This is a genomic window from Actinocrinis sp., assembly GCF_035938995.1.
In the GTDB taxonomy this organism is placed as follows: Bacteria; Actinomycetota; Actinomycetes; order Streptomycetales; family Catenulisporaceae; genus DASZGI01.
Genome location: NZ_DASZGI010000202.1, coordinates 1 through 24,749, shown reverse-complemented (window position 1 = coordinate 24,749; position 24,749 = coordinate 1). Strand labels below are relative to the sequence as shown.

23 protein-coding genes are annotated in these 24,749 nt (G+C 71.0%); 11 read left to right on the top strand and 12 right to left on the bottom strand.

All coding sequences use genetic code 11. The features are described from left to right. The first annotated feature begins 63 nt into the window (after positions 1-63). Positions 64-1,209, top strand: a complete 1,146-nt coding sequence (locus VGZ32_RS14605) for an epoxide hydrolase (RefSeq protein WP_326886563.1) — start codon at positions 64-66, stop codon at positions 1,207-1,209. A gap of 157 nt (positions 1,210-1,366) precedes the next feature. Continuing rightward, positions 1,367-2,914: an amino acid adenylation domain-containing protein gene (locus VGZ32_RS14600; protein ID WP_326886561.1), complete on the top strand. Its 1,548-nt coding sequence runs from the start codon at positions 1,367-1,369 to the stop codon at positions 2,912-2,914. A 279-nt stretch (positions 2,915-3,193) separates the two neighbouring features. Here VGZ32_RS14600 and VGZ32_RS14595 read toward each other — a convergent pair whose 3' ends face one another. The 7 genes from VGZ32_RS14595 to VGZ32_RS14565 all read right to left on the bottom strand — a co-directional run bounded on the left by VGZ32_RS14595 (position 3,194) and on the right by VGZ32_RS14565 (position 9,143). Beyond that, a complete protein-coding gene (locus tag VGZ32_RS14595) occupies positions 3,194-4,237 on the bottom strand; it encodes a ketoacyl-ACP synthase III family protein (RefSeq protein ID WP_326886560.1) in 1,044 nt (347 codons plus the stop codon). 13 nt (positions 4,238-4,250) lie between these two features. Then, the gene (locus VGZ32_RS14590; RefSeq protein ID WP_326886559.1) at positions 4,251-4,487 is read right to left on the bottom strand and encodes an acyl carrier protein; all 237 of its coding nucleotides are present in this window, start codon (positions 4,485-4,487) and stop codon (positions 4,251-4,253) included. 111 nt (positions 4,488-4,598) lie between these two features. Further along, positions 4,599-5,786 (bottom strand): NAD(P)/FAD-dependent oxidoreductase, encoded by a 1,188-nt coding sequence (locus VGZ32_RS14585; RefSeq protein WP_326886558.1) that lies wholly within the window; start codon positions 5,784-5,786, stop codon positions 4,599-4,601. 11 nt (positions 5,787-5,797) lie between these two features. Next, a complete protein-coding gene (locus VGZ32_RS14580) occupies positions 5,798-6,298 on the bottom strand; it encodes a hypothetical protein (RefSeq protein ID WP_326886557.1) in 501 nt (166 codons plus the stop codon). 62 nt (positions 6,299-6,360) lie between these two features. Further along, entirely contained in the window at positions 6,361-6,888 is a 528-nt protein-coding gene (locus tag VGZ32_RS14575) for a hypothetical protein (protein WP_326886556.1), read from the bottom strand. Positions 6,889-6,944: 56 nt separating this feature from the next. Then, positions 6,945-7,979, bottom strand: coding sequence for an NADP-dependent oxidoreductase (locus VGZ32_RS14570; protein WP_326886555.1), 1,035 nt, complete (start codon positions 7,977-7,979; stop codon positions 6,945-6,947). Between the two features lie 30 nt (positions 7,980-8,009). Then, on the bottom strand, positions 8,010-9,143 hold the full coding sequence (locus VGZ32_RS14565) for an epoxide hydrolase (protein WP_326886554.1): 1,134 nt from the start codon (positions 9,141-9,143) through the stop codon (positions 8,010-8,012). A gap of 285 nt (positions 9,144-9,428) precedes the next feature. On the opposite strand from VGZ32_RS14565, the gene VGZ32_RS14560 reads away from it, so the two are divergent. Beyond that, positions 9,429-11,132, top strand: a complete 1,704-nt coding sequence (locus tag VGZ32_RS14560) for an MFS transporter (protein WP_326886553.1) — start codon at positions 9,429-9,431, stop codon at positions 11,130-11,132. Between the two features lie 177 nt (positions 11,133-11,309). On the opposite strand, the gene VGZ32_RS14555 is transcribed toward VGZ32_RS14560, so the two are convergent. After that, the gene (locus VGZ32_RS14555; protein WP_326886552.1) at positions 11,310-11,546 is read right to left on the bottom strand and encodes a hypothetical protein; all 237 of its coding nucleotides are present in this window, start codon (positions 11,544-11,546) and stop codon (positions 11,310-11,312) included. Between the two features lie 179 nt (positions 11,547-11,725). On the opposite strand from VGZ32_RS14555, the gene VGZ32_RS14550 reads away from it, so the two are divergent. Both VGZ32_RS14550 and VGZ32_RS14545 read left to right on the top strand, forming a co-directional pair. Further along, entirely contained in the window at positions 11,726-12,832 is a 1,107-nt protein-coding gene (locus VGZ32_RS14550; RefSeq protein ID WP_326886550.1) for an alkene reductase, read from the top strand. A 72-nt stretch (positions 12,833-12,904) separates the two neighbouring features. Continuing rightward, entirely contained in the window at positions 12,905-13,753 is an 849-nt protein-coding gene (locus tag VGZ32_RS14545; protein WP_326886549.1) for an SRPBCC domain-containing protein, read from the top strand. Positions 13,754-13,879: 126 nt separating this feature from the next. Here VGZ32_RS14545 and VGZ32_RS14540 read toward each other — a convergent pair whose 3' ends face one another. The 3 genes from VGZ32_RS14540 to treY all read right to left on the bottom strand — a co-directional run bounded on the left by VGZ32_RS14540 (position 13,880) and on the right by treY (position 19,058). Continuing rightward, positions 13,880-14,695 carry an SAM-dependent methyltransferase gene (locus VGZ32_RS14540; RefSeq protein ID WP_326886548.1) on the bottom strand — a complete coding sequence of 272 codons (816 nt, stop codon included), beginning with the start codon at positions 14,693-14,695 and terminating at the stop codon, positions 13,880-13,882. A gap of 134 nt (positions 14,696-14,829) precedes the next feature. Beyond that, on the bottom strand, positions 14,830-16,569 hold the full coding sequence (treZ, locus tag VGZ32_RS14535; RefSeq protein WP_326886547.1) for a malto-oligosyltrehalose trehalohydrolase: 1,740 nt from the start codon (positions 16,567-16,569) through the stop codon (positions 14,830-14,832). Then, positions 16,566-19,058 (bottom strand): malto-oligosyltrehalose synthase, encoded by a 2,493-nt coding sequence (gene treY / locus VGZ32_RS14530; RefSeq protein ID WP_326886546.1) that lies wholly within the window; start codon positions 19,056-19,058, stop codon positions 16,566-16,568. The genes treZ and treY overlap by 4 nt, the downstream gene beginning before the upstream one ends. 166 nt (positions 19,059-19,224) lie before the next feature. Between treY and VGZ32_RS14525 the strand changes: the two genes are divergently transcribed. From VGZ32_RS14525 to VGZ32_RS14500, 6 genes are all read left to right on the top strand, one after another. Beyond that, positions 19,225-19,737: a DNA starvation/stationary phase protection protein gene (locus tag VGZ32_RS14525; protein ID WP_326886545.1), complete on the top strand. Its 513-nt coding sequence runs from the start codon at positions 19,225-19,227 to the stop codon at positions 19,735-19,737. Between the two features lie 245 nt (positions 19,738-19,982). Next, positions 19,983-20,438, top strand: a complete 456-nt coding sequence (locus VGZ32_RS14520) for a hypothetical protein (protein WP_326886544.1) — start codon at positions 19,983-19,985, stop codon at positions 20,436-20,438. 186 nt (positions 20,439-20,624) lie between these two features. Next, the gene (locus tag VGZ32_RS14515; RefSeq protein WP_326886543.1) at positions 20,625-21,053 is read left to right on the top strand and encodes a CBS domain-containing protein; all 429 of its coding nucleotides are present in this window, start codon (positions 20,625-20,627) and stop codon (positions 21,051-21,053) included. 181 nt (positions 21,054-21,234) lie between these two features. After that, positions 21,235-21,957, top strand: a complete 723-nt coding sequence (locus tag VGZ32_RS14510; protein WP_326886542.1) for a hypothetical protein — start codon at positions 21,235-21,237, stop codon at positions 21,955-21,957. Between the two features lie 333 nt (positions 21,958-22,290). After that, positions 22,291-23,301: a beta-ketoacyl-ACP synthase III gene (locus VGZ32_RS14505; RefSeq protein ID WP_326886541.1), complete on the top strand. Its 1,011-nt coding sequence runs from the start codon at positions 22,291-22,293 to the stop codon at positions 23,299-23,301. A 295-nt stretch (positions 23,302-23,596) separates the two neighbouring features. Further along, complete coding sequence (locus VGZ32_RS14500) at positions 23,597-24,457, top strand: IclR family transcriptional regulator (protein WP_326886540.1); 861 nt, start codon at positions 23,597-23,599, stop codon at positions 24,455-24,457. Here the strand turns inward: VGZ32_RS14500 and VGZ32_RS14495 are convergent. After that, positions 24,429-24,749: TIGR03618 family F420-dependent PPOX class oxidoreductase (locus VGZ32_RS14495; protein ID WP_326886539.1), on the bottom strand; the 321-nt coding region annotated here is incomplete at its 5' end. The two genes, VGZ32_RS14500 and VGZ32_RS14495, sit on opposite strands and share 29 nt — an antisense overlap.

Here is a 24,749-nt window from a genome sequence, read left to right as displayed (position 1 = left end):
GAACGAATTCCCCTAATTAGTGAAAAAGGCGCGGAACGGCTTTTACTTGCCTATGTTGGAGGGGTGACTCTTTCCGCGATAGAACCCTTCCGCATCGACATCCCGCAGGGCGACCTCGACGACCTGCGCGACCGGCTCGCCCGCACCCGCTGGGCGCAAGACACGCTCGGCGGGGGCTGGCGGTACGGCCTAGCCTCCGGGTACCTCAGAGAACTCGCCGAATACTGGCGGTCCGGGTACGACTGGCACAAGCAGGAAGCACTGCTCAACGAGTATCCGCACTTCATCACCGCGATCGACGGGCAGCCGGTGCACTTCGTGCACGTGCGCTCGCCGGAACCGGGCGCGCTGCCGCTGGTGGTGACGCACGACTGGCCGGGCTCCGTGGCGGAGTTCCTGGACGTCATCGGCCCGCTGACGGACCCGCGCAGCCACGGCGGGGACCCGGCCGACGCCTTCGACCTGGTGATCCCGTCGATCCCGGGCTTCGCCTTCTCCGCGCCGCTGCGCGAAGCGGGCTGGAACCGGCACCGCGTGGCGGGCGCCTGGGTGGAGCTCATGCACGGCCTCGGCTACGAGCGCTACGGCGCGCACGGCGGCGGCGCCGGCTCGTACATCTCGCCCGAGGTCGGCCGGCAGGACCCCGCGAACGTGGTCGGCGTGCACGTGACGCAGCTCTTCTCGTTCCCCTCGGGAAACCCGGAGGAGTTCGCCCGGCTCAGCGAGCAGGACCGCGAGGCGCTGGCGTTCCTCCAGCACTTCGCCACGGAGCGGATGGGCTTCAACCAGATCATGTCCACCCGGCCGCACACCCTCGCACACGCCCTCGCCGACTCCCCGGTGGGCCAGCTGGCCTGGAACGCCGAGCTGTTCAACAACTGGGACGGCCCGCGGCCCGCGGGCGACCCGGTGGACCCCGACTACATCCTGACCAACGTGATGCTCTACTGGCTCACCGACACCGCCGGCTCGGCCGCCCAGCTGTACTACGAGGACGCGCACAGCGAGCACCCGAAGGAGCCGACCACCACGCCCACCGGCCTGGCCAACTTCGCCAACGACTTCCGGTCGATGCGGCCGTTCGCCGAGCGCGACCACGCGAACATCGTGCACTGGAAGGTCTACGACTGCGGCGGGCACTACGCCGCGCGCGAGGCACCGGACGTGCTGGTCGCCGACCTCCGCGACTTCTTCCGCCCGCTGCGGTAGCCCGTCCGGCGACGCAGACCGCGCGCGCCGCGCGGACCGGTCCGGTCCGCGCGGCGCGCGCGGTCTACCCGGCTTCTAGCGGCTGGCCCGAACCTGCTGCTGGAATCTGCTGCCCGAACCCGCCGCCGCCCGGCGCGGGAGGGAAGGAGGCGCGGCGATGAGCCCGACGGGCCCGACTTCGGTGACCGACCTGTTCCGGCGTCAGGTGGTACGGACCCCCGACGCAGTTGCCCTCGAAGCCGGTTCCGACCGGCTCACGTACGCCGAGCTCGACGCGTGGTCGGACGAGCTGGCGCGGCTGCTGCTCGACCGGCACGGGGTGGTGCGCGGCGACCGGGTCGCGGTCTGCCTCGACCGCTCGCCGCGGCTGATCGCGGCACTGCTCGGGGTGCTCAAGGCGGGCGCCGCCTATCTGCCGATCGACGTCGCCGAGCCGGAGCGCCGGATGTCCGACATGATCGCGGACGCCGAGCCCGTCCTGGCCGTGTGCGAGCCGGGCGTGGTCGAGCGCTTCGCCGCGCATGGACTGGCCACCGCGCATGTCGCGCCGCAGCCTGCGGTCGGCGCGGACGCGGCGTCGGCGGCCGCGCAGCCCCCGCTTCCGTTGGCCGCGGCCGACGACATCGCCTATCTCATGTACACCTCAGGCTCGACCGGCCGGCCCAAGGCCGTCGTGGTCGAGCACCGCAACATCACCAACCTGGTGACCGAGCCCAACTACGTCGAGCTGGCCGCGCGGGACCGGATCCTGCAGCTGGCACCGGTCGCCTTCGACGCGGCCACCTTCGAGATCTGGGGCGCGCTGCTCAACGGCGCCCGCCTGGTGCTGGCACCTCCCGGCCAGGTCCAGTCGGAGGAGCTGGGCGAGCTGCTGCGGGAGAAGGGGATCACCGTCCTCTGGCTCACCGCCGCGCTCTTCCACCGGCAGATCGACGCCGACCCGGAGGCGCTCGCCGGTCTGCACACCGTCCTGGCCGGCGGCGACGTGCTGTCCGTGCCGCACATCCGGGAACTGCGCGAAGCGGCCCCCGGCCTGCAGATCGTCAACGGCTATGGCCCGACCGAGACCACGACCTTCGCCTGCTGCCACCGCATCGCCCCGGACGAGGAGCTGAACGGCACGGTCCCGATCGGTCGTCAGCTGCAGAACGTCGTCGTGCGCATCGTCGATCCGGACGGCAAGCCGGTGCCGGACGGTACCGCCGGGGAGCTGTGGATCGGCGGCGGCGGGGTCTCCCGCGGTTACTGGCGGCGCCCGGAGCTGACCGCGGAGAAGTTCGTCACGGCCGTGGGCGGGGCGCTGGACGGCGGCCGGTACTACCGCAGCGGGGACCAGGCGCGGCGGCGCCCCGACGGCGTGGTCGAGTTCCTCGGCCGGCTCGACGACCAGTTCAAGCTGCGCGGCTTCCGCATCGAACCCGGCGAGATCGAGAACGCGCTCGCCGAGCACCCGCAGGTGCGCACCGCCGCGGTCGGCATCCGGGAGAGCCACCTCGGCGACCGGCGGCTGGTGGCCTGGATCGTGCCGAACGGCGAGACGCTGGACAAGCGGGCGCTGCGCGAGCACCTGCGCGAGCGCGTCCCCGAGCACATGATCCCGGCCGGGTTCGTCTCGCTGACCGAGCTGCCGATCACGGCCAACGGCAAGACCGACCGCAGGGCTCTGCCGGAGCCGGACTGGCGGTCGAAGGCGCTTTACGTCTGAGGGCGCACCAGATCTGACGCAGCCCCCTGCGTCGAGACGGTTGTAGGTCGTAGGCAGTCAGTGATCAGCTGACTGCCTAGACCTTCGTCGCCTCGGTTTCAAGACGGCCGGTCGTCTTGGGATACGGAGCTCGGCCAAATCAGCGGCGAGGCCGCGTGCAGGCGTGCTGCGCGACCCCAGGCGAAAGCCCCGGAGGAGCTGTCAGGGTTCTCCTGACCTCTCCCCCGGGGCTCTTCCGCGGGCGGTGGTGCCGCCCGGCTCTCGTCCCCGTCCGCCCCGCTACTCGCCCCAGCGCGGCGTCTCGAGGAATTCGATCACGGCCGTCGACCACACGTAGCCGGCGCCCGCGCTCTGGAGCACAGCGAGGTCTCCGGGCCGGGGCTCGCGCTCGGCGATCACGTGGTCCAGGGCCAGTACCACGTCGGTGGTCCCCACCATGCCGATGTTGCTGCCCCAGTCGAAGGTGGTCGAGGCGCGGTCCACCCCGAGCAGGTTGTAGAGCCCGTACACCGCGATGGTCTCGGCGAGCTGCTGGTGCAGGAAGAACCGGCAGTCGGTCAGCTCGGCCTCGGCCTCGTGCAGGACCCGCTTCAGCGACAGCTGCACGCCGTTGGAGATGCGCTCGATCGCCTCGTCGAAGTCGATGTCCTCGCCCCTGATGAAGTCGTACTTGCGGGTGCCCAGGGTGAGGGTCTCGCCGTTCTGGAACGGGGTGTCGTTCCAGCGGTCGCCGGTGCGGCCCATCGGCTCCAGCTCGGGGTCTCCGTAGGAGTAGGAGGCCCGCACCCTCGCGAATCCGCCGCGGGTGGAGAGCACCACCGCGCCGGCCCCGTCGCCGTCGACGTTCTGCTCGTGCGTCGCCCACCGGTCGATGTAGGGCAGCTGGAACGCGTCGCCGCCGGTGACCAGCGCCGCCGGGAACTCCGAGTGCGCGGCGATGTACGAGCCGGCCAGCTCCATCGCCGCCATGAAGCCGTTGCAGCCCTGCTTCACCTCGAACGCGGGCGCGGTGCCGCCGACCGTCTCGCGCTGCACGTAGCTGGCCGGGGTCCACAGGTCCAAGCCCTGGTGACCGTAGTAGGCATGCACGACCAGCCCGAACTCCTCGCCGGCGTACCCCGACCTGGCCACGGCCTGCCGACCCGCCTTGACCGCCATGACCGGGCCGGTCTCCTCGGGCGCCGCGATCCGCACCGCCCGGTAGCCGTTCATGGCCTTCTTTTCCTCGGTGTACCGGCCGGCGGCGATGGCCTCGTCGACGGTCTCCACCTTCTCGGGCAGGTAGGAGCCCACGCCCGCGATGTAAAGGTTGTTCCAGCGCATGTCGGGACCTCCCTCAGGCCGCCAGGGCGGCGGCCAGGTGGCGTGCGAGAGCTTCGGGCGTCGGCGCGTCGTACACCCGGCGCAGCGGAATCCGGACGCCGTACTCGGTGCGGATGCGCCGCACCAGCTTGGACGCCAGCAGCGAGTGGCCGCCCAGGTCGAAGAAGCCGTCCTGCGGCTCGATCTCGGGCACCCCGAGCACCTCCGCGAACAGCCCGCACAGTTTCTCTTCCGCTTCCTGGACGGTCACGGGATGCCTCCACAGCAGTTCGAAGTACTCGTACACGGGATGGTGCGGCCGGGCCTTGGAGACCGGCTCGACTGCGGCTGGACGGTGCGGACCGGGTGCGCCCGGCCCGGTTCACGCGGCCAGGGCCTGGTGCAGGTCGTCGTCGTACAGGTCCTCGACGGACATGCCGCCGGCCGCGGCCGCGAAGTACTTCGCGGTCAGCTCAGGGGACTGAGACAGAGCCCGCAGCATGGTCATCCGGTCGGGGGTGACCTCCAGCCGGCTGGTGAACAGGGTGTTGCGGTAGCCCTCGAACAGCTCGTCCGGCAGCTGCTGGGCGTAGTCGCGCAACCCCTCGTCCAGTCGGCCCGGGTCCTGAAGCGCCGTGCCCACCGAGTCGAACAGCAGGTCGGACTGCAGGAATGCGTCGCTGATGCCGCGCGCGGTGATCGAGTCCTTGTGGTGCGCGGCGTCGCCGACCAGCGCCCAGCCGGGCCCGCTGGGCTGCCGGAAGAAGTTCTGCTGGTCTCCGGTGCCGCGCAGCCGCTCGACCCGCTCGCCGGTCACCGCGCGCTCGTACAGGTCCGGCGCGGTGGTCTGGATGTTCTCCAGGTAGTTCGCCAGCGCGTCGCCGCGTACGCGGTCGAACTCGCTCTGCGGATGGTAGGCGGCGATCAGCGTCGCGCCGTCGTTGGTGGGCACCGCGCCGATCCACCGGCCGGGCCGCTCGTAGAGCTCGAAGTCGGACTGGAAGCCCTGCCAGTAGGTGTAGTAGATGCAGGTCTGCAGCTCGTCGTGCACGATGAACTCGGCGCGGACGCCCTTCGCGAGCACCGAGCGCATCCCGTCCGCGCCGACCGACAGCCGCGCGCGCTCCTCGTAGGTGCCGCCGTCGCTCGAGCGGAAGGCCACGCCGACCACCCGGTCGCCGTCGAACACCGGCCCGGCCGCGGAGCAGCCCTCGCGGAACTCGGCTCCGGCGGCCACGGCGGCGTCGATCAGGATCTTGTCGAGCAGGTAGCGGCGCGGCGCATAGGCGGCCCGCTGTCCGTCGTGCGGCACCGAGCAGCCGTCCAGCCGGACGTCGCCGACCTGGTAAATGGTCCGCTCCAGAGCCGGGCAGCCGGTCGCGCGCACGGTGTCGAGCACGCCCCACCGCGCCATGCGGGCGACCCCCGGCTGGTGGATGTAGTGCGTCGAGAGCGTGTCGCTGGGGAAGTGCGCCCGGTCGGCCAACAGGACGCGGTAGCCGGCCTGGGCGAACAGCAGGGCTGTGGAGGCGCCCGCGACTCGAGCGCCGACCACGATCACGTCGTACATTCCGGACCCTTCTACTGTGGCGGAGGGAGGATGCGCGTGCCGGTGGTGCGGACCGGGATCGGCCCGAGGAACGGCCGCGCGACGCCCTCGTCGACGACGGCGAACGCCCGCGAGGTGAGGGCGTCGCCGTCGACCCGGCCGCGGTGCAGCGCGAAGATCGCGCCGGGCGAGGCGCCTTGGCCGTCCTGAAGGCCGGGATGGTTGACCCCGAAGATGAAGGAGCCGTCGGGGAAGGAGAGCCAGTAGCCGAGTCCGACGAAGTACGCGCCGCCGTCCTCGGCCGGCGGGCCGATCGTGACCAGGGTGTGGTCCGGCCTGAAGTCGAAGCCGATCGGCGGCGTCACGTCGCCGGCGACGTCCACCAGCAGCTCCCACTCGCCCTGGAGGCTGCGCGCCTCGGCCACCTGCTCGAACTCGTCCTCCAGCAGTGCGCACGCCGGCGCCGCCCAGAGCGAGAGGGTCCTCAGATCCCCGGCCGGGATCAGGTCGGCTGCGTTCAAGCGCCCAGTCACGGTCGCCTCCTTACATGTCTTGCCTGGCTTGCTTGTCTTACCTGCCTTGCTTGTCTTCTCGGCTACTCGACCGTCCGAGTGCCGCGCGCGGCCACCCGCAGCGGGCCCACGTACGGCTGGCCGGCGCCCTGGTCCACCACCGCGAATCCGCGCGTGGTCAGGGTGTCGCCGACGACCTCGCCGCGGTGCATGCCGAAGATCGCGCCGCTCGAGCCGCCGGCGCCGTCCGGCAGGCCGGGGTGGTTGACCCCGAAGACGAACGAGCCGTCCGGGAAGGAGAACCAGTAGCCGATCCCGATGAAGTGCGGATCGCCGTCGTCGGCCTCCGGCCCGAGCGCCTTGATCGTGTGGTCCGGGCGGAAGTAGAAGTCCGCGACCGCCTCGTCGGTGGGGCCCACGCCGCCGACGATCCCGATCACCAGGCCCCAGCGCCCCTCGAGGCTCTTGGCCGGGTCGACCGGCCCGAGTTCGTCCTCGATGTGTAGGGCCGCCGGGGTCGCCCAGAAGGCCAGAGCGCGCAGGTCGATGCTGTGCACGAGGCCACGCAGTGTCGTGTCCTCTCCGAGCAGGATGGTGCCTTGTGCAGTCATCGCGGTGTGTCTCCTTGTAGTTGGGCCAGGTCAGCGGTTCCTGGTGGTCCTCGTGTTCACTCGTGAACACACAGCCGCGCGACGGCGGTACCGCTGTATTTGCCTTTGAGCAGTCCGATGAAGGAGGCGGGCAGTTCGGCGACGCCTCCTTCGATCGCGGTGTGCGGGTAGGTGAAGCCGCCCTCCTCCAGGTACTCGGCGAACTGCCGGTTCCAGTCGTTCATCTGCTCCGGGGTGTGCAGCGTGGCGAACGGGCGCAGCACCAGCTCCTTGGGGAAGGCCGCCATGAGGTCCAGCCGCGGCCGGCCGCCTTCGCCGCCCTTCGGGCCGGACTGCCCGGCCAGCGCGCCGCACAGGGCGAAGCGGGCGCCGGGCGCGGCCGCCTCGACCGCCGCCTCGAACTGCTCGCCGCCGACGTTGTCGAAGAACACCGAGATGCCGTCGGGGGCCAGCTCGCGCAGCCGGTCGGCCACCGGGCCCTCGTGGTAGTCGAAGGCCACGTCGAAGCCGAGTTCCTTGAGGTAGTCGATCTTCTGCGGGGACCCGGTGCTGCCGATGACCAGCTTCGCGCCGCGCTTCTTGGCGATCTGCCCGGCCAGCGCGCCGACGCCGCTGGTGGCCCCGGACACGAAGACCACGTCGCCCTCGTGCACGTCGGCGACCACGACGGTGCCGCGCCAGGCCGTCGGGCCCTGCGACAGGTAGTACTCCGGGCTGGGCAGCAGGCCACGGTCGCGCTTGAAGAAGGCCTGTGCGTAGTTGACCGCGTATTCGCGCCAGCCGAAGAAGTGCTCGACGAGGTCGCCCTCGGCCAGGTCCGGGCTGTTGGAGCGCACCACGGTGCCGACCGCGCGGCCCCACATCGCCTCGCCGAGCTGGAACGCCGGGATCGGCAGGTTCAGCGTCGGGTTCATCTGGTCGCGGGAGACCGCGCCCAGGGCCATCCACGTGTTGCGCACCACGATCTGGCCGGGGCCCGCCTCCGGCAGCGGCGCCTCGGCCACCTCGAAGTGCTCGGGCCGCACCTCGTCGCCCGGGTAGGCGGCCAGCCGCACCTCCAGGCTGGTCGCGGGGATCGGTTCGCTGCTCATCTGCTCGTCGCTCCTTCGGTTCGGGGTGTGTCAGCGCAGCGGGCGGAAGAACGCCCGAAGCTCCTCGGCGAGCAGGCGCGGGTCCTCCAGCGCCGGGAAGTGCCCGCCGGCCTCGTGGTCGATCCACGAGCGCAGGTCGGTGAACCGCCGCTCGCACCAGGCGCGCGGCATTCGGCCGTCCTTCGGGTACGTGACGCAGGCGGTGGGCACGTGCACCGGAGCCAGAGCCATGTTGTTGTAGCTCTCCCAGTAGATGCGGGCCGAGGAGACCGCGGTGCGGGTGAACCAGTTCACCGACACGGCGTCCAGCACCCGGTCGCGCGCGATCGCCTTGTCCAGATCGCCGTCGTGGTCGCTCCACGCCCAGTACTTCTCCGCCGCCCAGGCCAGCTGGCCGACGGGCGAGTCGGTCAGGCCGTAGCCGAGCGTCTGCGGGCGGGTGGCCTGGATGGTCGCGTAGCCGCCCTCGTTCTGCTGGAACTCCTTGAGCTTGGCCAGTCCGGCCAGGTCGCGCTCGGAGAGCTCGACCTGCTCCTTCGGGGGCGCGGCGAAGGGCATGGCCAGGTGGATGCCCGCGAGGTGGTCCGGGTCGGCGGTGCCGAGCGCCCCGGTGATGAAGGAGCCCCAGTCGGTGCCGTGCGCGCCGTACCGCTCGTATCCGAGCGCCGCCATCAGCTGCGCAAACGCCTTGGCCATGCGGTCCACGCCCCAGCCGGTGCCGCTCGGCTTGTCGCTGAAGCCGTATCCGGGCAGGGACGGCAGGACCAGGTCGAAGGCGTCGGCCGGGTCTTCCGGGCGGGTCAGCGGCTCGACCAGGTCGAGCAGGTCGGTGATCGAGCCGGGCCAGCCGTGCGTGACCAGCAGCGGCAGCGCGCCGGGATGCGGCGAGCGCACGTGCGCGTAATGAACGGCCAGCCCGTCGATCGCGAGCCGGTACTGGGGCAGCTCGGCCAGGCGCCGCTCGGTCGCGCGCCATTCGTAGCCGTCGCGCCAGTACTCCGCCAGCTCTCGCGTATAGGCCAGCGGCATGCCCTGGGACCAGCCCTCCACAGTTTCGGCCTCGGGCCAGCGGGTGCGCGACAGGCGTTCGCGCAGGTCGGTCAGGTCGGTCTCGGGGATCTCGATCCGGAAGGGGGTGGGCGTCGGCGCGGCACCGGTGCTCATCGGCGGCTCCTCGTCAGACGACTGGGCGCGGTGGCTTAGGGGGTCGCAGGCGCCCCTCGCGCCTCGTTCGCAGACATTGAGTTCGATGGGTCTCGCGGCGCGGTCGACCTCGCCTCGAACGGCCCGCTGACCTGCACCGCCTCTCGAGTCAGGCTCGAGTCTGCCTCCCTAGCCTCCAAATCGGGACAACCGAACACGAGTGGCGCGTTCGCGCGCGCTCGCGAAGGCCGCGGGATCGCGCTTGCCCGGTCCCGCGCCGCTCCGGCACACAAGGAAAGGCCTGATATGGCTACACAGACCGATCTGACCTCGGCGGGGTCGGGTGCGGCCGCGCCGCCGGGGGCGGACCCCAAGCGGTGGTTCGCCCTCGCGGTGGTGGTTCTCGCCGCGTTCATGGACCTGCTGGACAACACGATCGTGAACGTGGCCCTGCCGTCGATCCAGAAGAACCTCGGCGCGGGCTTCTCGGCACTCCAGTGGGTCACCACCGGATACGTGCTCTCGTTCGCACTGCTGCTTATCCTCGGGGGCCGGCTCGGCGACATCGTCGGGCGCAAGATCATGTTCCTGATCGGCGTGGCCGGGTTCACCGCGTCCTCGCTGCTTTGCGCGCTGTCCGTGACCCCCGGCATGCTGATCGGGGCACGGGTCACCCAGGGCGTGTTCGCCGGGCTGATGGTTCCTCAGGTGCTGTCGGTCATTCACGTGTCCTTCAGCGACGAGGAGAAGCCCAAGGCATACGGTCTGTTCGGTGGGGTAGCCGGACTGGCCGGAGCTTTCGGGATCTCGCTGAGCGGGATCCTGGTGAACTGGAACCTGTGGGGCCTGCACTGGCGCACCGTGTTCCTGATCAACGTCCCGGTGGGCCTGTTCGCGCTCATCGCGGGCTGGCGGGTGATCCGCGAGTCCAAGGCGCCGTGGCAGACGAAGCTGGACGTGCCTGGTCTGCTGCTGTCCACCCTCGGCCTGCTGCTGCTGGTGTTCCCGCTGATCCAGGGGCGCGAGATGGGCTGGCCGACCTGGGGCTACGTCTCCATGGGCGTGTCCGTGCCGGTGCTGGTCGCGTTCGTGCTCTACGAGCGGCGGCGCACGGCCCGCAACCAGTCGCCGCTGGTGGTGCTCAGCCTGTTCAAGCGGGCCAGCTTCACCGCGGGCATGGGCACCTACCTGGCGTTCATGATCGGCAACGGCGTGTTCTTCATCAGCTGGGCGGTGTACCTGCAGCTGGGTCTCGGCTACTCCGCGATCCACGCGGGCCTGACCAGCCTGCCGTTCTCCCTCGCGGCGTTCTTCGCGGCCTTCCCCGCGTTGATGGCGTCGCAGAAGTTCGGTCGCGTCGTGCTACAGGTCGGCGCGCTGGTGGCGCTCGCCGGTCTGGTCGCCTACGGCTGGGTGGTGGTCCACTACGGCGCGACCGCGTCCACGTGGATCATGATCGCCCCGCTGATCGTCTTCGGCCTCGGCTTCGGCATGCTGATGGCGCCCACCGCGCCGCTGGCCATCGCCCAGGCGCCGATGGAGGACGTCGGTTCCGCCTCGGGTCTGATCAACACCACCCAGCAGCTCGGCTACGCGCTCGGCGCCGCGCTGACCGCCGTGGTGTTCTTCGGCCTGCTCGGCACCAACACGGCGCACAGCGCGGACACCGCGGCCCCGGCGCTGCGCTCGACGCTGACCTCGTCCGCGCAGGCCTCGCCGCAGCAGGCGGCCGCGATCACGGCCGCCGCCAAGCAGTGCTCGGTGGACCGGGTCAACGAGAAGGACCCCGAGATCACGCCGGCCAGCTGCAACACCCTGGCGTCGCTGACCAGCAACCCGGTGGCGTCCTCGGCCGTCGCCAAGTCGACGGCGGTGTCGGGGGCCAAGGCGTTCGCCAAGAGCTTCCAGGTGGCGCTCTGGACGTTCGCGGGCCTGTCGCTCGCGGCCTTCCTCCTGCTGTTCGCGGTGCCCAAGCCCCGCAAGGAGGAGACCACGGAGGCCGCTGCGTAAATGAAAACCGCGTAAACGAAAACCGCGTAAACGACGCGCCGGTTCGAGCACCGGGGTGATCCTCGGTCTCGGACGGAGCGTCAGACTGAAGCCCGGCACGGTCGGTTTCGCCGATCGTGCCGGGCTTCACGCTGTTGCCGCGGTGTGGCCTCAGATCCTCCGCGTCCCGCGAACACCTCACTCGCTGCCAGAGCTACGGCCGGTGAGGCTGGCCACCAAGTCTTCCCAGATCTGCTGCTGGGCGGGGGTGAGTCGACTTGCGCTCGCCTGCTCCCCGATGCCGGGCACCAGCGCGGGAACCAGACGCTCACGAGCGCCGAGGAGGATCTCGCGGATCTGGTCGGCTGGGGGCAGGGGCGTGGTGAAAAAGGCGGAGTTGCGCAGCCCGCGCCAGAGGAACTTCCCCGTGCTCATCAATATATTCATATGTGGACTCCCTTCGCCAGCTGCCGGTTCTCGGCACCGCCGGCGCGCGGTGACCGTAAGTCGCCGGCCTCGGGCCCGGCTCGAACACCCGGGCCCGGCGTCGGCCGAGCGTCCGCATTCGACCGGAATGCGACCGCTTCGACACCGGGCGGGCTTAGACATGAGCCATGGAAATCCTGGTCGAGGCTCTGGACACAGGGACGCTGTTCGACACCGTGGTGGTGGGCGCCTTCGAGCTGGCCAACCGCCTGGTCATGGCGCCGCTCACGCGCAGCCGGGCGAACCCGGACGGGACGGCGAGCGCGCTGATGGCCGATTACTACGCCCAGCGCGCCACCGCCGGGCTCGTCGTCGCCGAGAGCTCGTACATCTCGGAGCAGGGCAAGAGCGCGATCAAAATCCCCGGGATGTACTCCGAGGCGCACGTCGCCTCGTGGCGGCCGGTCACCGATGCCGTGCACGCGCGCGGCGGCGTTCTGTTCGCGCAGCTGGTGCACGCCGGGCGGGTCAGCCATGAGGACCTCCAGCCAGACGGGGGCGCCCCGGTGGCGCCGTCGGCCGTCGCCCCTCGCGCGAAGACCTTCACCACGCAGGGCATGGTGCCGTGCCCGACCCCGCGAGAGCTGGCCTTCGGGGAGATCCGGGCGCTGATCGGCGAGTTCGTGCGCTCCGCGCACGCGGCCATTCAGGCGGGCTTCGACGGGGTCGAGGTTCACGCGGGCAACGGGTACCTGATCAACCAGTTCCTGGACGCGACGGCGAATCAGCGCTCCGACGCTTACGGCGGATCGGTCGCCGGCCGCATCCGTTTCGCCGTAGAGGTGGTCGAGGCGGTGGCCGCCGAGATCGGCCCCGACCGGGTGGGCGTACGCGTCGCGCCGTGGAACAACGCGTTCGGAATCGAGCCGGGTGACGACGACGTCGTGTATCCGGAGCTGGTGCGGGCGCTGCCGCAGGGCGTGGCCTATCTGCACGTGCGCGAGGTCGACGACCGGCCGCTCACCCGGCGGCTGCGCGAGCTCTGGTCCGCACCGCTGATCCTCAACCCCCATCCGGCCGGACCCCAGGGCGGCCCGGCCACGGTCGAGCAGGCCTGCCACGCGGTGGCGGAGGGCGTCGCGGACGCGGTCTGCCTCGGCACGCTGTTCATCGCCAACCCGGACCTGCCCGCGCGGATCGCCGCCGGGGGCCCGTTCAACGAGCCCGACCAATCCGGCTTCTACCAGGGCGGGGAGAGCGGATACACCGACTACCCGCCCCTCACACAGGCGTAGCGCCAAGGCGGCGACCTGTTTCGACGCCCGCTCCAGCCGCCTCCGAGACCGGACGCGGACGCTGGACGGGCGATGACCGCGACGGTCGAGGAGACGATCATGTCCGAGCTGAACACAGTGCAAGATTCGAACACCGTGCCCGATGTCCGCAAGAAAGTCGTGGTGGAGGTGCCCATCGAGCGGGCCTTCGCCATCTTCGCCGACTACCCGCTCGAGTGGTTCCCGGAAAAGCACGTCTTCGTGGAGAACCGGGTCTCACTGGTGATCGAGCCGCGCGTGGGCGGCCGCTACTACGAGCGCGGGGCCGACGGGACCGAGATCGCGTGGGGCACCGTCGTGGAGTGGGATCCGCCGAAGCGGATCGTGCTGACCTGGCGGGTCGGCCCCGGCTGGCAGCCGATCTACGACGACGAGAAGGCGAGCTTCATCGAGGTCGACTTCGAGGCGCTCGGCCCGGGCCGCACGCAGGTGGCGCTGACACACGCTCAGCTGCACCGGCACGGCGAGATCGCCGCGGGGATCCACGCGGCGCTGGCCGGCCCCGACCCGGGCGAGACGCTGGCCAAGTACCGCGATGTGGTGGTCCGGCGCGCCGCGGCCGAAGCCAGCACGGGCACCGCGGTCACGCTCGTCAACAGCTTCACGGTGAACGGATCGGCCGATGAGTTCGAGAAGGCGTTCGCGGAGACCTCCGCCTTCTTCGCCGAGCAGCCGGGCTTCATCGAGCACTCGCTGCTCAAGAAGCTGGACGAGCCGAACGCGTACGTGAACGTGGCCCGGTGGACAGACCACCGATCGCTGCGGCAGGCGGTCGCCAAGCCGGAATTCCAGCCGCACGAGACCGCGCTGCGCACGCTGGCGACCTCGAGCCCGAAGTTGTTCTCGGTCTGCTTCACGGCTTCACCGGAAACCGTCCACTGACGCTCCGTCACGAGGGCGCCGCGCAGTACCCGCGACGCCGCGTTCCGCCCCGGGCCCGAACATCGGGTCCGGGGCCGTGTGCGTCTGGGAGGGCTTAGCGAGCAGCGCCGTCGACGCGCGCCCGGATCAGCGCTTGCGCCCCACGCCGCAGTAGATGCCCAGCCACTGCGGCGGCGGGTCCTCCGGACCCAGGCGCCACTCCCCGACCGTGGACAGGCCCGGCTCGAGCAGGTCGAAGCCCTCGAAGAACTCGAGCACCCGGGCCCGGCTGCGCATGGTGAGCGCGGCGGAGGACTGTGCGTACACCTCGAGCAGCTCATCGATCGGGGCAATGGTGTCGGCGGTCGCCCGGTCCATGGTGGCGTGGGTGAGCACCAGGTAGCTTCCGTCCGGCAGAGCGTCGCGCAGCCGGGCGACGATCGCCGCGGGGTCCTCGTGATCGGGCACGAAGTGCATCAGGGCGACCAGCAGCAGCGCGACCGGCTGGCTGAAGTCGATCATCGAGACGACCTGCTGCTGCTCCAGGAACGACTCCGGCTCGCGCACGTCGCCGAGCACGAACGCGGTGTGCCCCACCTCGGTGAGCAGCGCCTCGGCGTGTGCGCGGACGATGGGGTCGTTGTCGACGTAGACCACCCGGGTCTGGGGCGCGATCGCCTGGGCCACCTCGTGCGTGTTGGGCGAGGTGGGGATCCCGGTGCCGACGTCGATGATCTGCCGGATCCCGTGCTCCGCCACCAGAGTGCGCACCGCGCGCTGGAGGAACGCCCGGTTCGCGCGCGCCCCCGCGACGATCTCGGGCACCACGGTGATGATGCGCTCGGCGGCCTCGCGGTCGACCTCGTAGTTGTCCCGGCCGCCGAGGTAGTAGTCGTACATGCGTGCTGGATGTGCCTGGCGCGTGTCGACTTGCGCGTTCAACTCGTCCGGTCCGGACATCATGAGCCTCCGTGCACATCCTGGCGGCGTGTCAGGCCGCCACTCGGCTCGCGGCGCCGAGCCGATGAAGATTTTTGATCCTATAGGCGGGAGGTCGCCCGGGGTGTGAATCCGGTGAGTTCTTTTTCGTTGTCGTATCAGGGATCCGCCCGCCCGATCGCGACCGAGTCAGCGGGCAGCCGCAGGCCGCCTTCGCCGTGCTCTGCGACGTCGTGTGAGCTGAGCAGGATCGAGCGCAGCCGGTCGACGGGAACGGTTTGCGGGTGGTCGGCGAGGTTCACCGCGATCCGCACCGCGCCGCGGCGGATCACAAGCCAGCGCGCCCGCTCGTCGAAGTCGACGCTCACGACGGTGAGCCGGGGGTCCGCGAGGTCGGGCTCACGGCGCCGCAGCGAAATCAGAGCCCGGTACCACTCCAGCAGCGAGCGGTGCGATTCGGACGCTGCCTCGGCCCAGTCGAGCCGCGAGTGGGCGAAGGTCTCCGGCGCCTGTGGATCGGGCACCTGCCCGGTCCAGCCGTGCCGGGCGAATTCACGCGTCCTTCCCTCGCGGATCGCTCGGCCCAGGTCCGGCTCGGGGTGGTTGGTGAAGTACTGCCACGGCGTCGAGGCGCCCCATTCCTCGCCCATGAAGATCAGCGGCGTGAAGGGCGCCGTCAGGACGAGCGCCGCGGCGATGCGTAGGCGGTCGGGGCTGAGCAGGGCGCTGGTGCGGTCGCCGAGCGCGCGGTTGCCGATCTGGTCGTGGTTCTGCGCGAAGCCTAGGAACTGGTGCCCGTTCAGCAGTTCGGTGTCGACCGGGCGGCCGTGCGTGCGCTCGCGGAAGGACGACCATGTGCCGTCGTGGAAGTAGACCCGGGTCAGGGTCTTGGCCAGGCCGCCGATCGAACCGAAGTCGCCGTAGTAGCCGTGCCGCTCGCCGGTGAGGAGGCTGTGCACGGCGTGGTGGAAGTCGTCGTTCCACTGCGCGTGGACGCCGAGGCCGCGGTGCTCGCGCGGGGTGACGATGCGCGGGTCGTTCAGGTCGGTCTCGGCGATCACCGTCAGTGGCCTGCCGAGCTCGCCGGCCAGCCGGTCCACCGCCGTGGAGAGCTCTTCGAGGATGTGGACGGCGCGCGTGTCCGCGAGCGCGTGGACCGCGTCGAGGCGCAGCCCGTCGACGTGAAAGTCGCGCAGCCAGTGCACCGCGTTCCCGACGATGAAGGCGCGCACCTCGTCGGACCCGGCGTCGTCGAGGTTCACCGCCCAGCCCCACGGCGTGCGGTGGCGGTCGGTGAAGTACGGCCCGAACTCGGCGAGATAATTGCCGCTCGGGCCAAGGTGGTTGTACACGACGTCGAGCAACACGCCGATTCCGCGGGCATGGCAGGCGTCGACGAACCGCTGAAGTCCTTCGGGCCCGCCGTACGGATCGTGGACGGCCCACAGCGCGACGCCGTCGTAGCCCCAGCCGTGGCAGCCCGGAAACGCCGCGACCGGCATCAGTTCGACGAAGCCGACGCCGAGGTCGGCCAGGTGGTCGAGCCGCGCCACGGCCCCGTCGAAGGTGCCTTCGTCGGTGAACGTCCCGACGTGCATCTCATAAACGACCGCACCGAGGACGGAGCGGCCGGCCCAGCCCACGTCCGCCCACGGGAAGCGTGCCGGATCGACGACGCGGCTTGGGCCGTGCACGGTGTGCGGCTGGTGCAGCGAGCGCGGGTCGGGGCGGGGCGGCCCGCCATCCAAGGAGAACGCATAGTCGGCGCCGATCCCCGCGGACGCCACCTCGGCTTCCCACCAGCCGTCGCGCTCGCCGCGTTCCATCGGCTCCCGTAGTTCGCCGACGACGACATCAACGCGCTTCGCGTTCGGCGCCCACACGGTAAATCGGGTCACCGGCCGTCCTGCCGTACCAGGAGGGCGACCGGCAGAGTACTGATGAGCTCCGCCATGGCGATCCCGGCGCCCGACGTCGGGTCCGCCTTGTAGACCTGGCCGGTCAGGCGGCACCGCCACAGTCCTTGAGGCAGCGCGAGAGCGGTGTCCCGCCAGCCGCCGAACCGCGCGAGGCCGGCCGGCAGGCGGGTCGCGACCGCGGCGACGCGTCCGCCGCGCAGGAAGGCGACCGCGTGCTCGGCGGCCGCTCCCGAGGCGAAGAGCGGGGACTGGTCGCTTTCGGCGCCGAACCAGTCCGGATGCTCGCGGCGGAGCGTCAGGGCACGGCGGACCACGAGCGTCTTGGCGTCCGAGAGCAAGAGCGGAGGCTCGGACGAGTCGGCGTCGAGGAGATCCAGGCGCCGCGCCGCCGCGGAGAAGTCGACGGGGCGGCGGTTGTCCGGATCCACCAGCGCCCGGAACACGCCCTCAGTCCCCTGATAGATGTCGGGAACGCCGGTCATGGTCAGCTGAAGCAGCTTCTGGGAAAGACAGTTCACCGCCGCGTACGGGGCGATCATCGTCGCGAAGTCCTCGATCGAGGCCATCAGTTCGCGGTCCGCGAGCACCGCCGCGGTGAACTCGCGCAGAGCCGTCTCATAGTGCTCATCGGGCGCGGTCCACGAGGTGCGGACCTTGGCCTCGCGCACGGCCTTCAGCAGATACGGCTCGAGCCGGTCGGCGCCGATCGGCCAGCAGCCGACCAGCGTCTGCCACAGGAGGTACTCGGTCTGCGGGTCGAGCCCCCCAGCCGGTTCGTGGCCGCCCAACTCGCGGCCGCGCGCCTGCCATCCGGCGACCGCGGCGGCCCACTCCTCGGGCAGTTCCGCGAGCACCGCGAGCGTCGCCCGCACGTCCTCGGAGCGCTTGCTGTCGTGCGTGGTCAGCGCCGTCATCGCGTGCGGGTGCCGGGCGTGCCGGTCGGCGCAGAAGAGGTGGAAGTCGGTCGGCGAGACCGTGGGCTCGGCCGGATCGGAGCCCACATCGCAGGCTCCGGGCACCGCGATCCAGCGGTAGTCGGCGGTGTCCTCGACCCCCTTGGCCGCGACCGCGCTGGAGGTCTGCTGGAAGCGGATCTGGAACTCGTCGCGGAGCCGGTCGCGCGGCCCGAGACAGCCGAGGACCAGGTCCCGGACCACCGCGAGCGTGTCGTGCCGGTGCTCGGGCAGCGCCAGCGCAGCGCGCGCCGCGGCCGCTTCGACGAGGTCGACGGATTCGGGGGGCGGCGGCTCGCCCGGCACCGTGTACGCGCGGTACACCGGCAGCGCGGCCAGCAGGTCCCTGACCGAGTCGCGCAGGCCGATGTGGGTGTGGTCGTGCAGGTCGAGGTCGGTGCCGCAGATCGCGCCGAGCAGGTCGGCGAGCCGGTCGAGCTCCGCATGCAGGACATTGTCGAGCACGTCGAGCTTGGCCTGCCACACCACGTCGCCGAAGTGCTCGTCGGCTCCGGTGAGGCCGGCGTGCAGCGCGGTGAGCCTGGCCGTGCCGCCCGGGTCCATCAGGAGCCCGAAGAGCACCCGCTGCGCGTCGTAGCCGGTGGTTCCCGCGCACGGCCAGTCGGCGGGCAGCTTCTCCCAGGGCGCGAGGATCTTCTCGGCCACGACCCATTTCCCCGGAGCCGCGGCGGCGAGCCGGCGCAGATAGCGGCGCGGGTCGGCGAGGCCGTCCACGTGGTCGACCCGCAGGCCGTCGAGTACGCCCTCCGCGAGCAGGTCCAGCACGGCCTGGTGCGTCGCGGTGAAGACCTCCGGGTCCTCCACGCGCACCGCGATGAGGGTGCTGATGTCGAAGAAGCGCCGGTAGCCGGGCTCCTCCGCGGCGACCCGCCAATATGCCAGCCGGTAGTGCTGGGCGCCGAGCAGTTCCGGCAGCGGAAGGCCCGCCGTGCCGGGGCGCAGCGGGAAGACGTGGTCGAAGTAGCGCAGGACCGCACCCGTGCCGGACCTGCCCGCGTCGAGTGGGTCGGGAGCGTCGGGGTCACCGTTGGGATCGACGCGCAGCTCGCCCGAACGCACACAGTCCCCGATCCGCCGCCCCAGGACGGGCAGCAGCACCACGCCGCCCTGCGCCGACCAGTCGATGTCGAACCACACCGCATACGGCGACGCGGGGCCGTCGCGCAGTACCGACCACAGGGCGCGGTTCCGGCTCTCGGGCACCGGCACGCCCATGTGGTTGGGCACGATGTCGACGATCGCGCCCATGCCGCGCCGATGCAGGGTGTCGGCCAGCCGCCGCAGCCCGGATTCGCCGCCCAACACCTCGCTGATGCGGCTGTGGTCCACGACGTCATAGCCGTGTGTGGACCCGGGTGCGGCTTGCAGGATCGGCGACAGGTACACGTGCGTGACGCCGAGTCGGTGTAGGTACGGCACGACGCGCGAGGCGTCGTCGAAGGTGAACGTGGGCGACAGCTGCAAACGGTATGTGGAGCCCGGAACGTGCGTCACCGGCGGATGCCCCCTTGTTCGGGCCTTTGTGGCTACCCGGAGGCCCGGGGACCAAACGGCGCGCACGCGGCAACGCCATCAACATGGCAGCCGACGACGGGTGGCCGGACCGGGCTGTGGATCGGAACATAGGACTCAAAGCACGACTCAACGAGAAGGAACGGTCATGAGCACCAGTACCCAGCCCGCATCCGCTTCCGAAACGGCGCCGTCCGAGTCGTTCAAGGGCTTCACCGCCTCGACCGCGCTGGCCGAGAACCTTCAGCGCGTCCTGGCCGACCTGATCGCGTTGCACCTGCAGGGCAAGCAGGCGCACTGGACCGTGGTCGGCCGCAACTTCCGCGACCTGCACCTCCAGCTGGACGAGATCGTGGCCGAGGCCCGCGAGTTCAGCGACGCCATCGCCGAGCGCATGCGCGCCCTCGACGCGGTGCCTGATGGCCGCGCGCCGACGGTGGTGAAGACCGCCAGCCTCTCCCCCTTCCCGCTCGGCGAGCAGGACACGGCCGCAGTAGTCGACTTGATGACCGACCGGCTGCGACGCGTAGCGGGGACCGCGCGGGCCGTGCACGACGCCGTCGACGCCGAGGACCCGTCCACCGCCGACCTTCTGCATGCCATCATTGGCAGCCTCGAGAAGCAGGCGTGGATGCTCAGCGCGGAGAACCGCGGACGCTGATACGCCCAAAGCGTGCACCCTGGCCGCATCGAATCCGGATCTACCGCACTGTCTGGGGTATAAGCGCAGCGCGAAATTCAGTCATAACTCGGGACATAAACACAGTTCGGCCAGGCTAGCGCAATCGGGCGGAGCGGAGCGATCACCGCGCCGCTGCCGGTCGGTCGAGCCGGGACCAGGCGGACAGCGGACATCGCATGACGGTCGGCGCGGTCGCCGGCACAAGCCAAGGGAGGGGGCGGCCGATGCCGAAGGCGCCGCTGCTCGTCGTGGACGCCGCCAACGTCATGGGCTCGGTGCCCGACGGCTGGTGGCGTGACCGGAAGGGCGCTGCGCTTCGGGTGCGCGACGCACTCGTGCCTCTGGCGGCCGACGGGCTGCGTGCCTCGGACCACCTTTCGGACCTGCCCGACTGGGCCCAGCAGGGGCCGCTGGAGGTCGTCCTCGTGGTCGAAGGGGCCGCGCGCGGGATCGCGGGCGTCCCGCGGGTGCGGGTCGTCGACGCGCCGGGCTCGGGCGACGACGCGATCGTCGAGGTGGTCCGGCAGGAGGGGACGGACCGGCGCTGCCTCGTGGTCACGGCGGACCGGGAGCTGCGGACCCGGGTCCGCAGCCTCGGCGCCGACGTCGTCGGACCCCGCGCTGTCCTCGGCCGGCGGTCGGACGGACGCCGCTCGACCGGAGCCGACCTGCACGATTGACCGGCCCACGGTCTTGACCTGGGAATACGCACCTCACCGCAGGCAGACCGGGTATGCCGCCGCCCTACGAGGATCCACCGCTCGGCGCATCGCGACCAAGTGGTCCAAACGGGGGCTGGCCTGATCGCCTTCAGTCGGTCATCTTGACTAAAGGAGTCCTGTCCGGCGGTGTGAACGGAGGTCGCCATGAGGGTCAGAGACATACTCGCGCACAAGGGGTCCGAGGTCGTGACGGTGCGGCCGAACGCCACCTGCCGCGAGCTGCTTGGGATCCTGTCCCAGCACAACATCGGCGCCGTGGTGGTCTCACCGGACGGCGTGACCGTCGCCGGGATCGCCTCCGAGCGGGACGTGGTGCGCCGGCTGCACGACCGCGGCCCCGCGGTCCTGGACGGCCCGGTCTCGGAGATCGCCACCACGGTGGTGGAGACCTGCGAGCTGGACGACTCGGTCGACGGGCTGCGCGGGACGATGACCCGGCTGCGGATCCGGCACATCCCGGTGCTCGCGAAGGGCCTGCTGGTCGGCATCGTCAGCATCGGGGACGTGGTCAAGAGCACGATCAGCGAGTTGGAGAGCGAGCGCCAGCACCTGATCGACTACCTGCAGAGCTAAGTGGCCCCACGCCCGATCGAGTGACGCTGATCGGGTGAATCCCGCCACCCCCGGCACGTCTCTGGCCTGCCGCATCGGCTTCGCAGCCTGGTGCGGGCGGCTGATGCGTCGCGGGAGCGGTGCGGTCGGATCAATACGCTGTGCCCGGCAGACAGCAGTGATCCAAGGAGCCCGACCGACCGTGACCGTGAGTGACCTCGACGCGCCGAATGCGCCCTGCCGGCCAGCACTCCCCCGGCGGCGGGACGTCGCGACTCTCGCCGCGGCGGCGCTGCTGCTGGCCGTCGCGCCGCTGGCGACCGCGTGCGGCGCCGGATTCACCGCGGCCAGTCTGACGGTGCGGCCCAACGCCGGAGCCGGGGTCACCGGAGGCCTGAAGGTCAACAACGTCTGGCTAGTCGTGGACCCGGTCGCGGGCCAGGCGCAGGTGATCGGCGCTGTGGCGAACTCAGGCACCACGCTGGACCGCGTCACCGGGGCCTCGGCCTCCGGCGTGCCCGCGCGGGTGACCGGCACCGTGGCGAGCCGCGCTCCCGCCTGCGTCGGCACCACGGTCGCCGCGGGCGCGGTCGCCGTCCCCGTGAACCGGTCCGTCAGCTTCGGCCAGGCCGGATGCCCGAGACTCGCGCTCGCGGCCGCCGCGCCGTTCCGGCCGGGCCGAATCACGCCGGTGACGCTGACGTTCGCGCGGGCCCCCTCGCTGACGCTCAACGCCCAGGTCGTGTCCGCGACCGGGCTGTTCGCGCAGTACCGGCTGCCGCGCGTAATCATCGTCGTGTCGGTGCCGAATGCGACGGGCCGCGCAAGTGCCAGCGCGACCGCGTCGCCGAGCCGCACCACGTCACCGGGCGCGTCGGCATCCGCCTCGGCGAGCCCGTCCGCCAGCCCTTCGCCGTCGCGCTGAACGTAACTCAGCCGACGAACTCCGCCGCCGACGCCACGAGGTTTTAGCCAGACGCTGGCGATCCCCGCTCTAGGAGTGCTCTGCCATGCGTCAAGCGTGCCTACATCGCCGCAGTACAGCGTGGACCTCGCGTGATGAGGCGGCGGCCGACGTCATCGCCGCCGAGATGCCTTCCGGCGCCGATAAAGCGAGGCGACAGCGGCATACGGCATTTTGTCGATCGCGCCAAGAAACAGCGCACGGCGTTGGCGGGGACAGCACCTGTGGGCTCCACTCGGGCCGGGAAGAATCGTTGTCCCCGGCGCGCCGCCGCCCGCACTCGTAGGAGCCGCGATGAACACCGCCCCGTCCGACGCCCGGTCACCCCAGCTGGGCGGCGAGGTGTGGAACGTCCCGGGTTGCCGGATCGTGTCGCTCGGCCACTACCAGCCTGCCCGGGTGCTGACCAACCGCGACCTCGAGGGCATGGTCGAGACCAGCGACGAGTGGATCCGCAGCCGGGTGGGCATCGAGACCCGCCGGATCGCGGCTCCCGACGAGACGGTGGACGCGATGGCCGCGCACGCCGCCGAGAAGGCGCTGGCCGGCAGCGGGCTGATCGCGGCGGACATCGACCTGGTGGTGGTCGCCTCCTGCACGGCGCTCGACCGCTCGCCGAACATGGCGGCGCGGGTGGCCGCCCGCCTCGGCCTCGGCGCCCCGGCGGTCCTCGACATCAATGTGGCCTGCTCAGGCTTCGCGCACGCGCTCGCGGTGGCCGATCACGCGATCCGCGCCGGGTCGGCGACGCACGCCATCGTGATCGGGGCGGACAAGCTCAGCGCCTTCACCGACTGGACGGACCGCACCACCTGCGTGCTGGTCGGCGACGGCGCGGGGGCGGCCGTCGTCAGCGCCGCGCCCGCGGCCGGGATCGGCCCGGTGACCTGGGGCTCGGTGCCGGAGCAGTCCGACGTCGTGCGCATCGAGGCCACGCCCGGCTCGGCGAGCCCCGGCCGGTTCAGCCAGGAGGGCCAGACGGTCTACCGGTGGGCGACCACCCGCCTGCCCGAAATCACGCGGCGAGTGTGCGAACGCGCCGGCCTGACGCCCGAGGACCTCGCCGCAGTGGTCTTCCACCAGGCGAACCTGCGCATCATCGAGCCGTTGGCGCGCAAGCTCGGCGCGGTGAACGCCGTCGTCGCCAAGGATGTGGTGGAGTCGGGCAACACCTCGGCCGCGAGCATCCCGCTGGCGCTCTCGAAGCTGGTCGAGCGGGGCGAGGTAGAGCCCGGCGCGCCGATCCTGCTGTTCGGATTCGGCGGCGGCCTGGCCTACGCCGGAGTCATCATCCGCTGCCCCTGACCCCCCGCCCGCTCCCACCGCCCGAAGCTCCCCTCCCCCTCCCCGCGGCCAGACCAGAAGCCTGCCCCTGAAGACCCCATGTGAAGCTTCTGGCACACCACCCCCAGAATTCGTCCTCGCAGCGAACAAACGATTGCGGCGGCGTCCCGTCCACGACTCGAGCTACGCCGGGGCTCGGTTGACCGGGTGGGTAAGGCAGCCCTAATCTTGCCTGCCAGAACGTGCGGATCGAGAACAACCGTCCGATTCGCGAACGGGGCGCCTCCACAACACCCAGGGGAAGGGGAGGGGGCCGATGTCTTCGCCGACCCGGGACGGCGACTTCGTGCAGTCGCTCGACCGGGGCCTTGCGGTGATCCGCGCCTTCGACGCCGAGCACCGCGAACTGACTCTGTCGGACGTGGCCAAAGCCACCGGCATGACGCGGGCGGCCGCCCGGCGGTTCCTGCACACCCTCGTCGAACTCGGATACGTGCGCAGCGACGGGCGGCTGTTCGCGCTGCGGCCGAAGATACTCGAACTGGGATACGCGTACCTGTCCGGCCTGAGCCTGCCGGAGATCGCACTCCCCCATGTCGAGCAGCTCGTCGAGCGGGTGCGCGAGTCGTCTTCAGTGTCCGTACTGGACGGGGACGAGGTCGTGTACATCGCGCGCGTCCCAACCAACCGGATCATGACGGTGTCGATCAGCGTGGGAACCCGGGTCCCGGCCTACGCGACGTCAATGGGCCGGGTGCTGCTGGCCTGGCGCTCGGCGGAATGGCTCGAAGGGTATCTGGCCTCGGTGAAGCTGCGCGCGCTCACGTCCCACACGATCGCGGATCCCGCCACGCTGCTGGCCGAGCTGGCAACGGTACGCGAGCAGGGCTGGGCGCTCGTCGACCAGGAGCTCGAGGAGGGCCTGCGCTCGGTGGCGGCGCCGATCCGGGACCACACGGGGCATGTCGTGGCGGCGATCAACGTGGCGACGAACGTCTCCCGGCACCGTAGAGAGGAACTAGTGCGCGACATCGTGCCGCCGCTTCTGGCGACCGCGGAGCACATCGCTCAAGACCTCGTCCAGCGACCGCGCCACACCGCCGCCGGCGCCACCCGGCGGGCCGCATCGGACCTCGTCGGCGGCAGGCCTACTCGGCGCCGGGTCCCGAAGCCCTGAGGATCGAGAAGCGCAGCAGGACCCGCCGGTCGCGCTCCATCGCCGCGCGGTAGTCGTCCCAGTCGTCGTGCTCGCCGCGCAGGGTGCGGTAGTAGTCGACGAGCGCGTCGATCCGGTCCGGGCCGTCGGCGAACTCCGCGGTCCCCTCGACCTGGACCCAGGGCCCGTAGAAGCTCGAAGCGAACGAGACCAGCGAGACGCGCGGATCCCGGCGGGCGTTCTTCGTCTTCGCGCGGTCCTCCGTGACCGAAACGATGACCCGGCCCGAAGCGTCCACCCCGGCACTCACCGG

Bases quoted from the DNA above. Each gene is read 5' to 3' on its own strand.
- VGZ32_RS14600 (WP_326886561.1), top strand. From the start codon at position 1,367: ATGAGCCCGACGGGCCCGACTTCGGTGACCGACCTGTTCCGGCGTCAG.
- VGZ32_RS14595 (WP_326886560.1), bottom strand. From the start codon at position 4,237: ATGCGCTGGAACAACCTTTACATCGCGGGCGTGGGCTCCTACCTGCCC.
- VGZ32_RS14585 (WP_326886558.1), bottom strand. From the start codon at position 5,786: ATGTACGACGTGATCGTGGTCGGCGCTCGAGTCGCGGGCGCCTCCACA.
- VGZ32_RS14575 (WP_326886556.1), bottom strand. From the start codon at position 6,888: ATGACTGCACAAGGCACCATCCTGCTCGGAGAGGACACGACACTGCGT.
- VGZ32_RS14570 (WP_326886555.1), bottom strand. From the start codon at position 7,979: ATGAGCAGCGAACCGATCCCCGCGACCAGCCTGGAGGTGCGGCTGGCC.
- VGZ32_RS14565 (WP_326886554.1), bottom strand. From the start codon at position 9,143: ATGAGCACCGGTGCCGCGCCGACGCCCACCCCCTTCCGGATCGAGATC.
- VGZ32_RS14560 (WP_326886553.1), top strand. From the start codon at position 9,429: ATGGCTACACAGACCGATCTGACCTCGGCGGGGTCGGGTGCGGCCGCG.
- VGZ32_RS14555 (WP_326886552.1), bottom strand. From the start codon at position 11,546: ATGAGCACGGGGAAGTTCCTCTGGCGCGGGCTGCGCAACTCCGCCTTT.
- VGZ32_RS14550 (WP_326886550.1), top strand. From the start codon at position 11,726: ATGGAAATCCTGGTCGAGGCTCTGGACACAGGGACGCTGTTCGACACC.
- VGZ32_RS14545 (WP_326886549.1), top strand. From the start codon at position 12,905: ATGACCGCGACGGTCGAGGAGACGATCATGTCCGAGCTGAACACAGTG.
- VGZ32_RS14540 (WP_326886548.1), bottom strand. From the start codon at position 14,695: ATGATGTCCGGACCGGACGAGTTGAACGCGCAAGTCGACACGCGCCAG.
- VGZ32_RS14525 (WP_326886545.1), top strand. From the start codon at position 19,225: ATGAGCACCAGTACCCAGCCCGCATCCGCTTCCGAAACGGCGCCGTCC.
- VGZ32_RS14520 (WP_326886544.1), top strand. From the start codon at position 19,983: ATGCCGAAGGCGCCGCTGCTCGTCGTGGACGCCGCCAACGTCATGGGC.
- VGZ32_RS14515 (WP_326886543.1), top strand. From the start codon at position 20,625: ATGAGGGTCAGAGACATACTCGCGCACAAGGGGTCCGAGGTCGTGACG.
- VGZ32_RS14505 (WP_326886541.1), top strand. From the start codon at position 22,291: ATGAACACCGCCCCGTCCGACGCCCGGTCACCCCAGCTGGGCGGCGAG.
- VGZ32_RS14500 (WP_326886540.1), top strand. From the start codon at position 23,597: ATGTCTTCGCCGACCCGGGACGGCGACTTCGTGCAGTCGCTCGACCGG.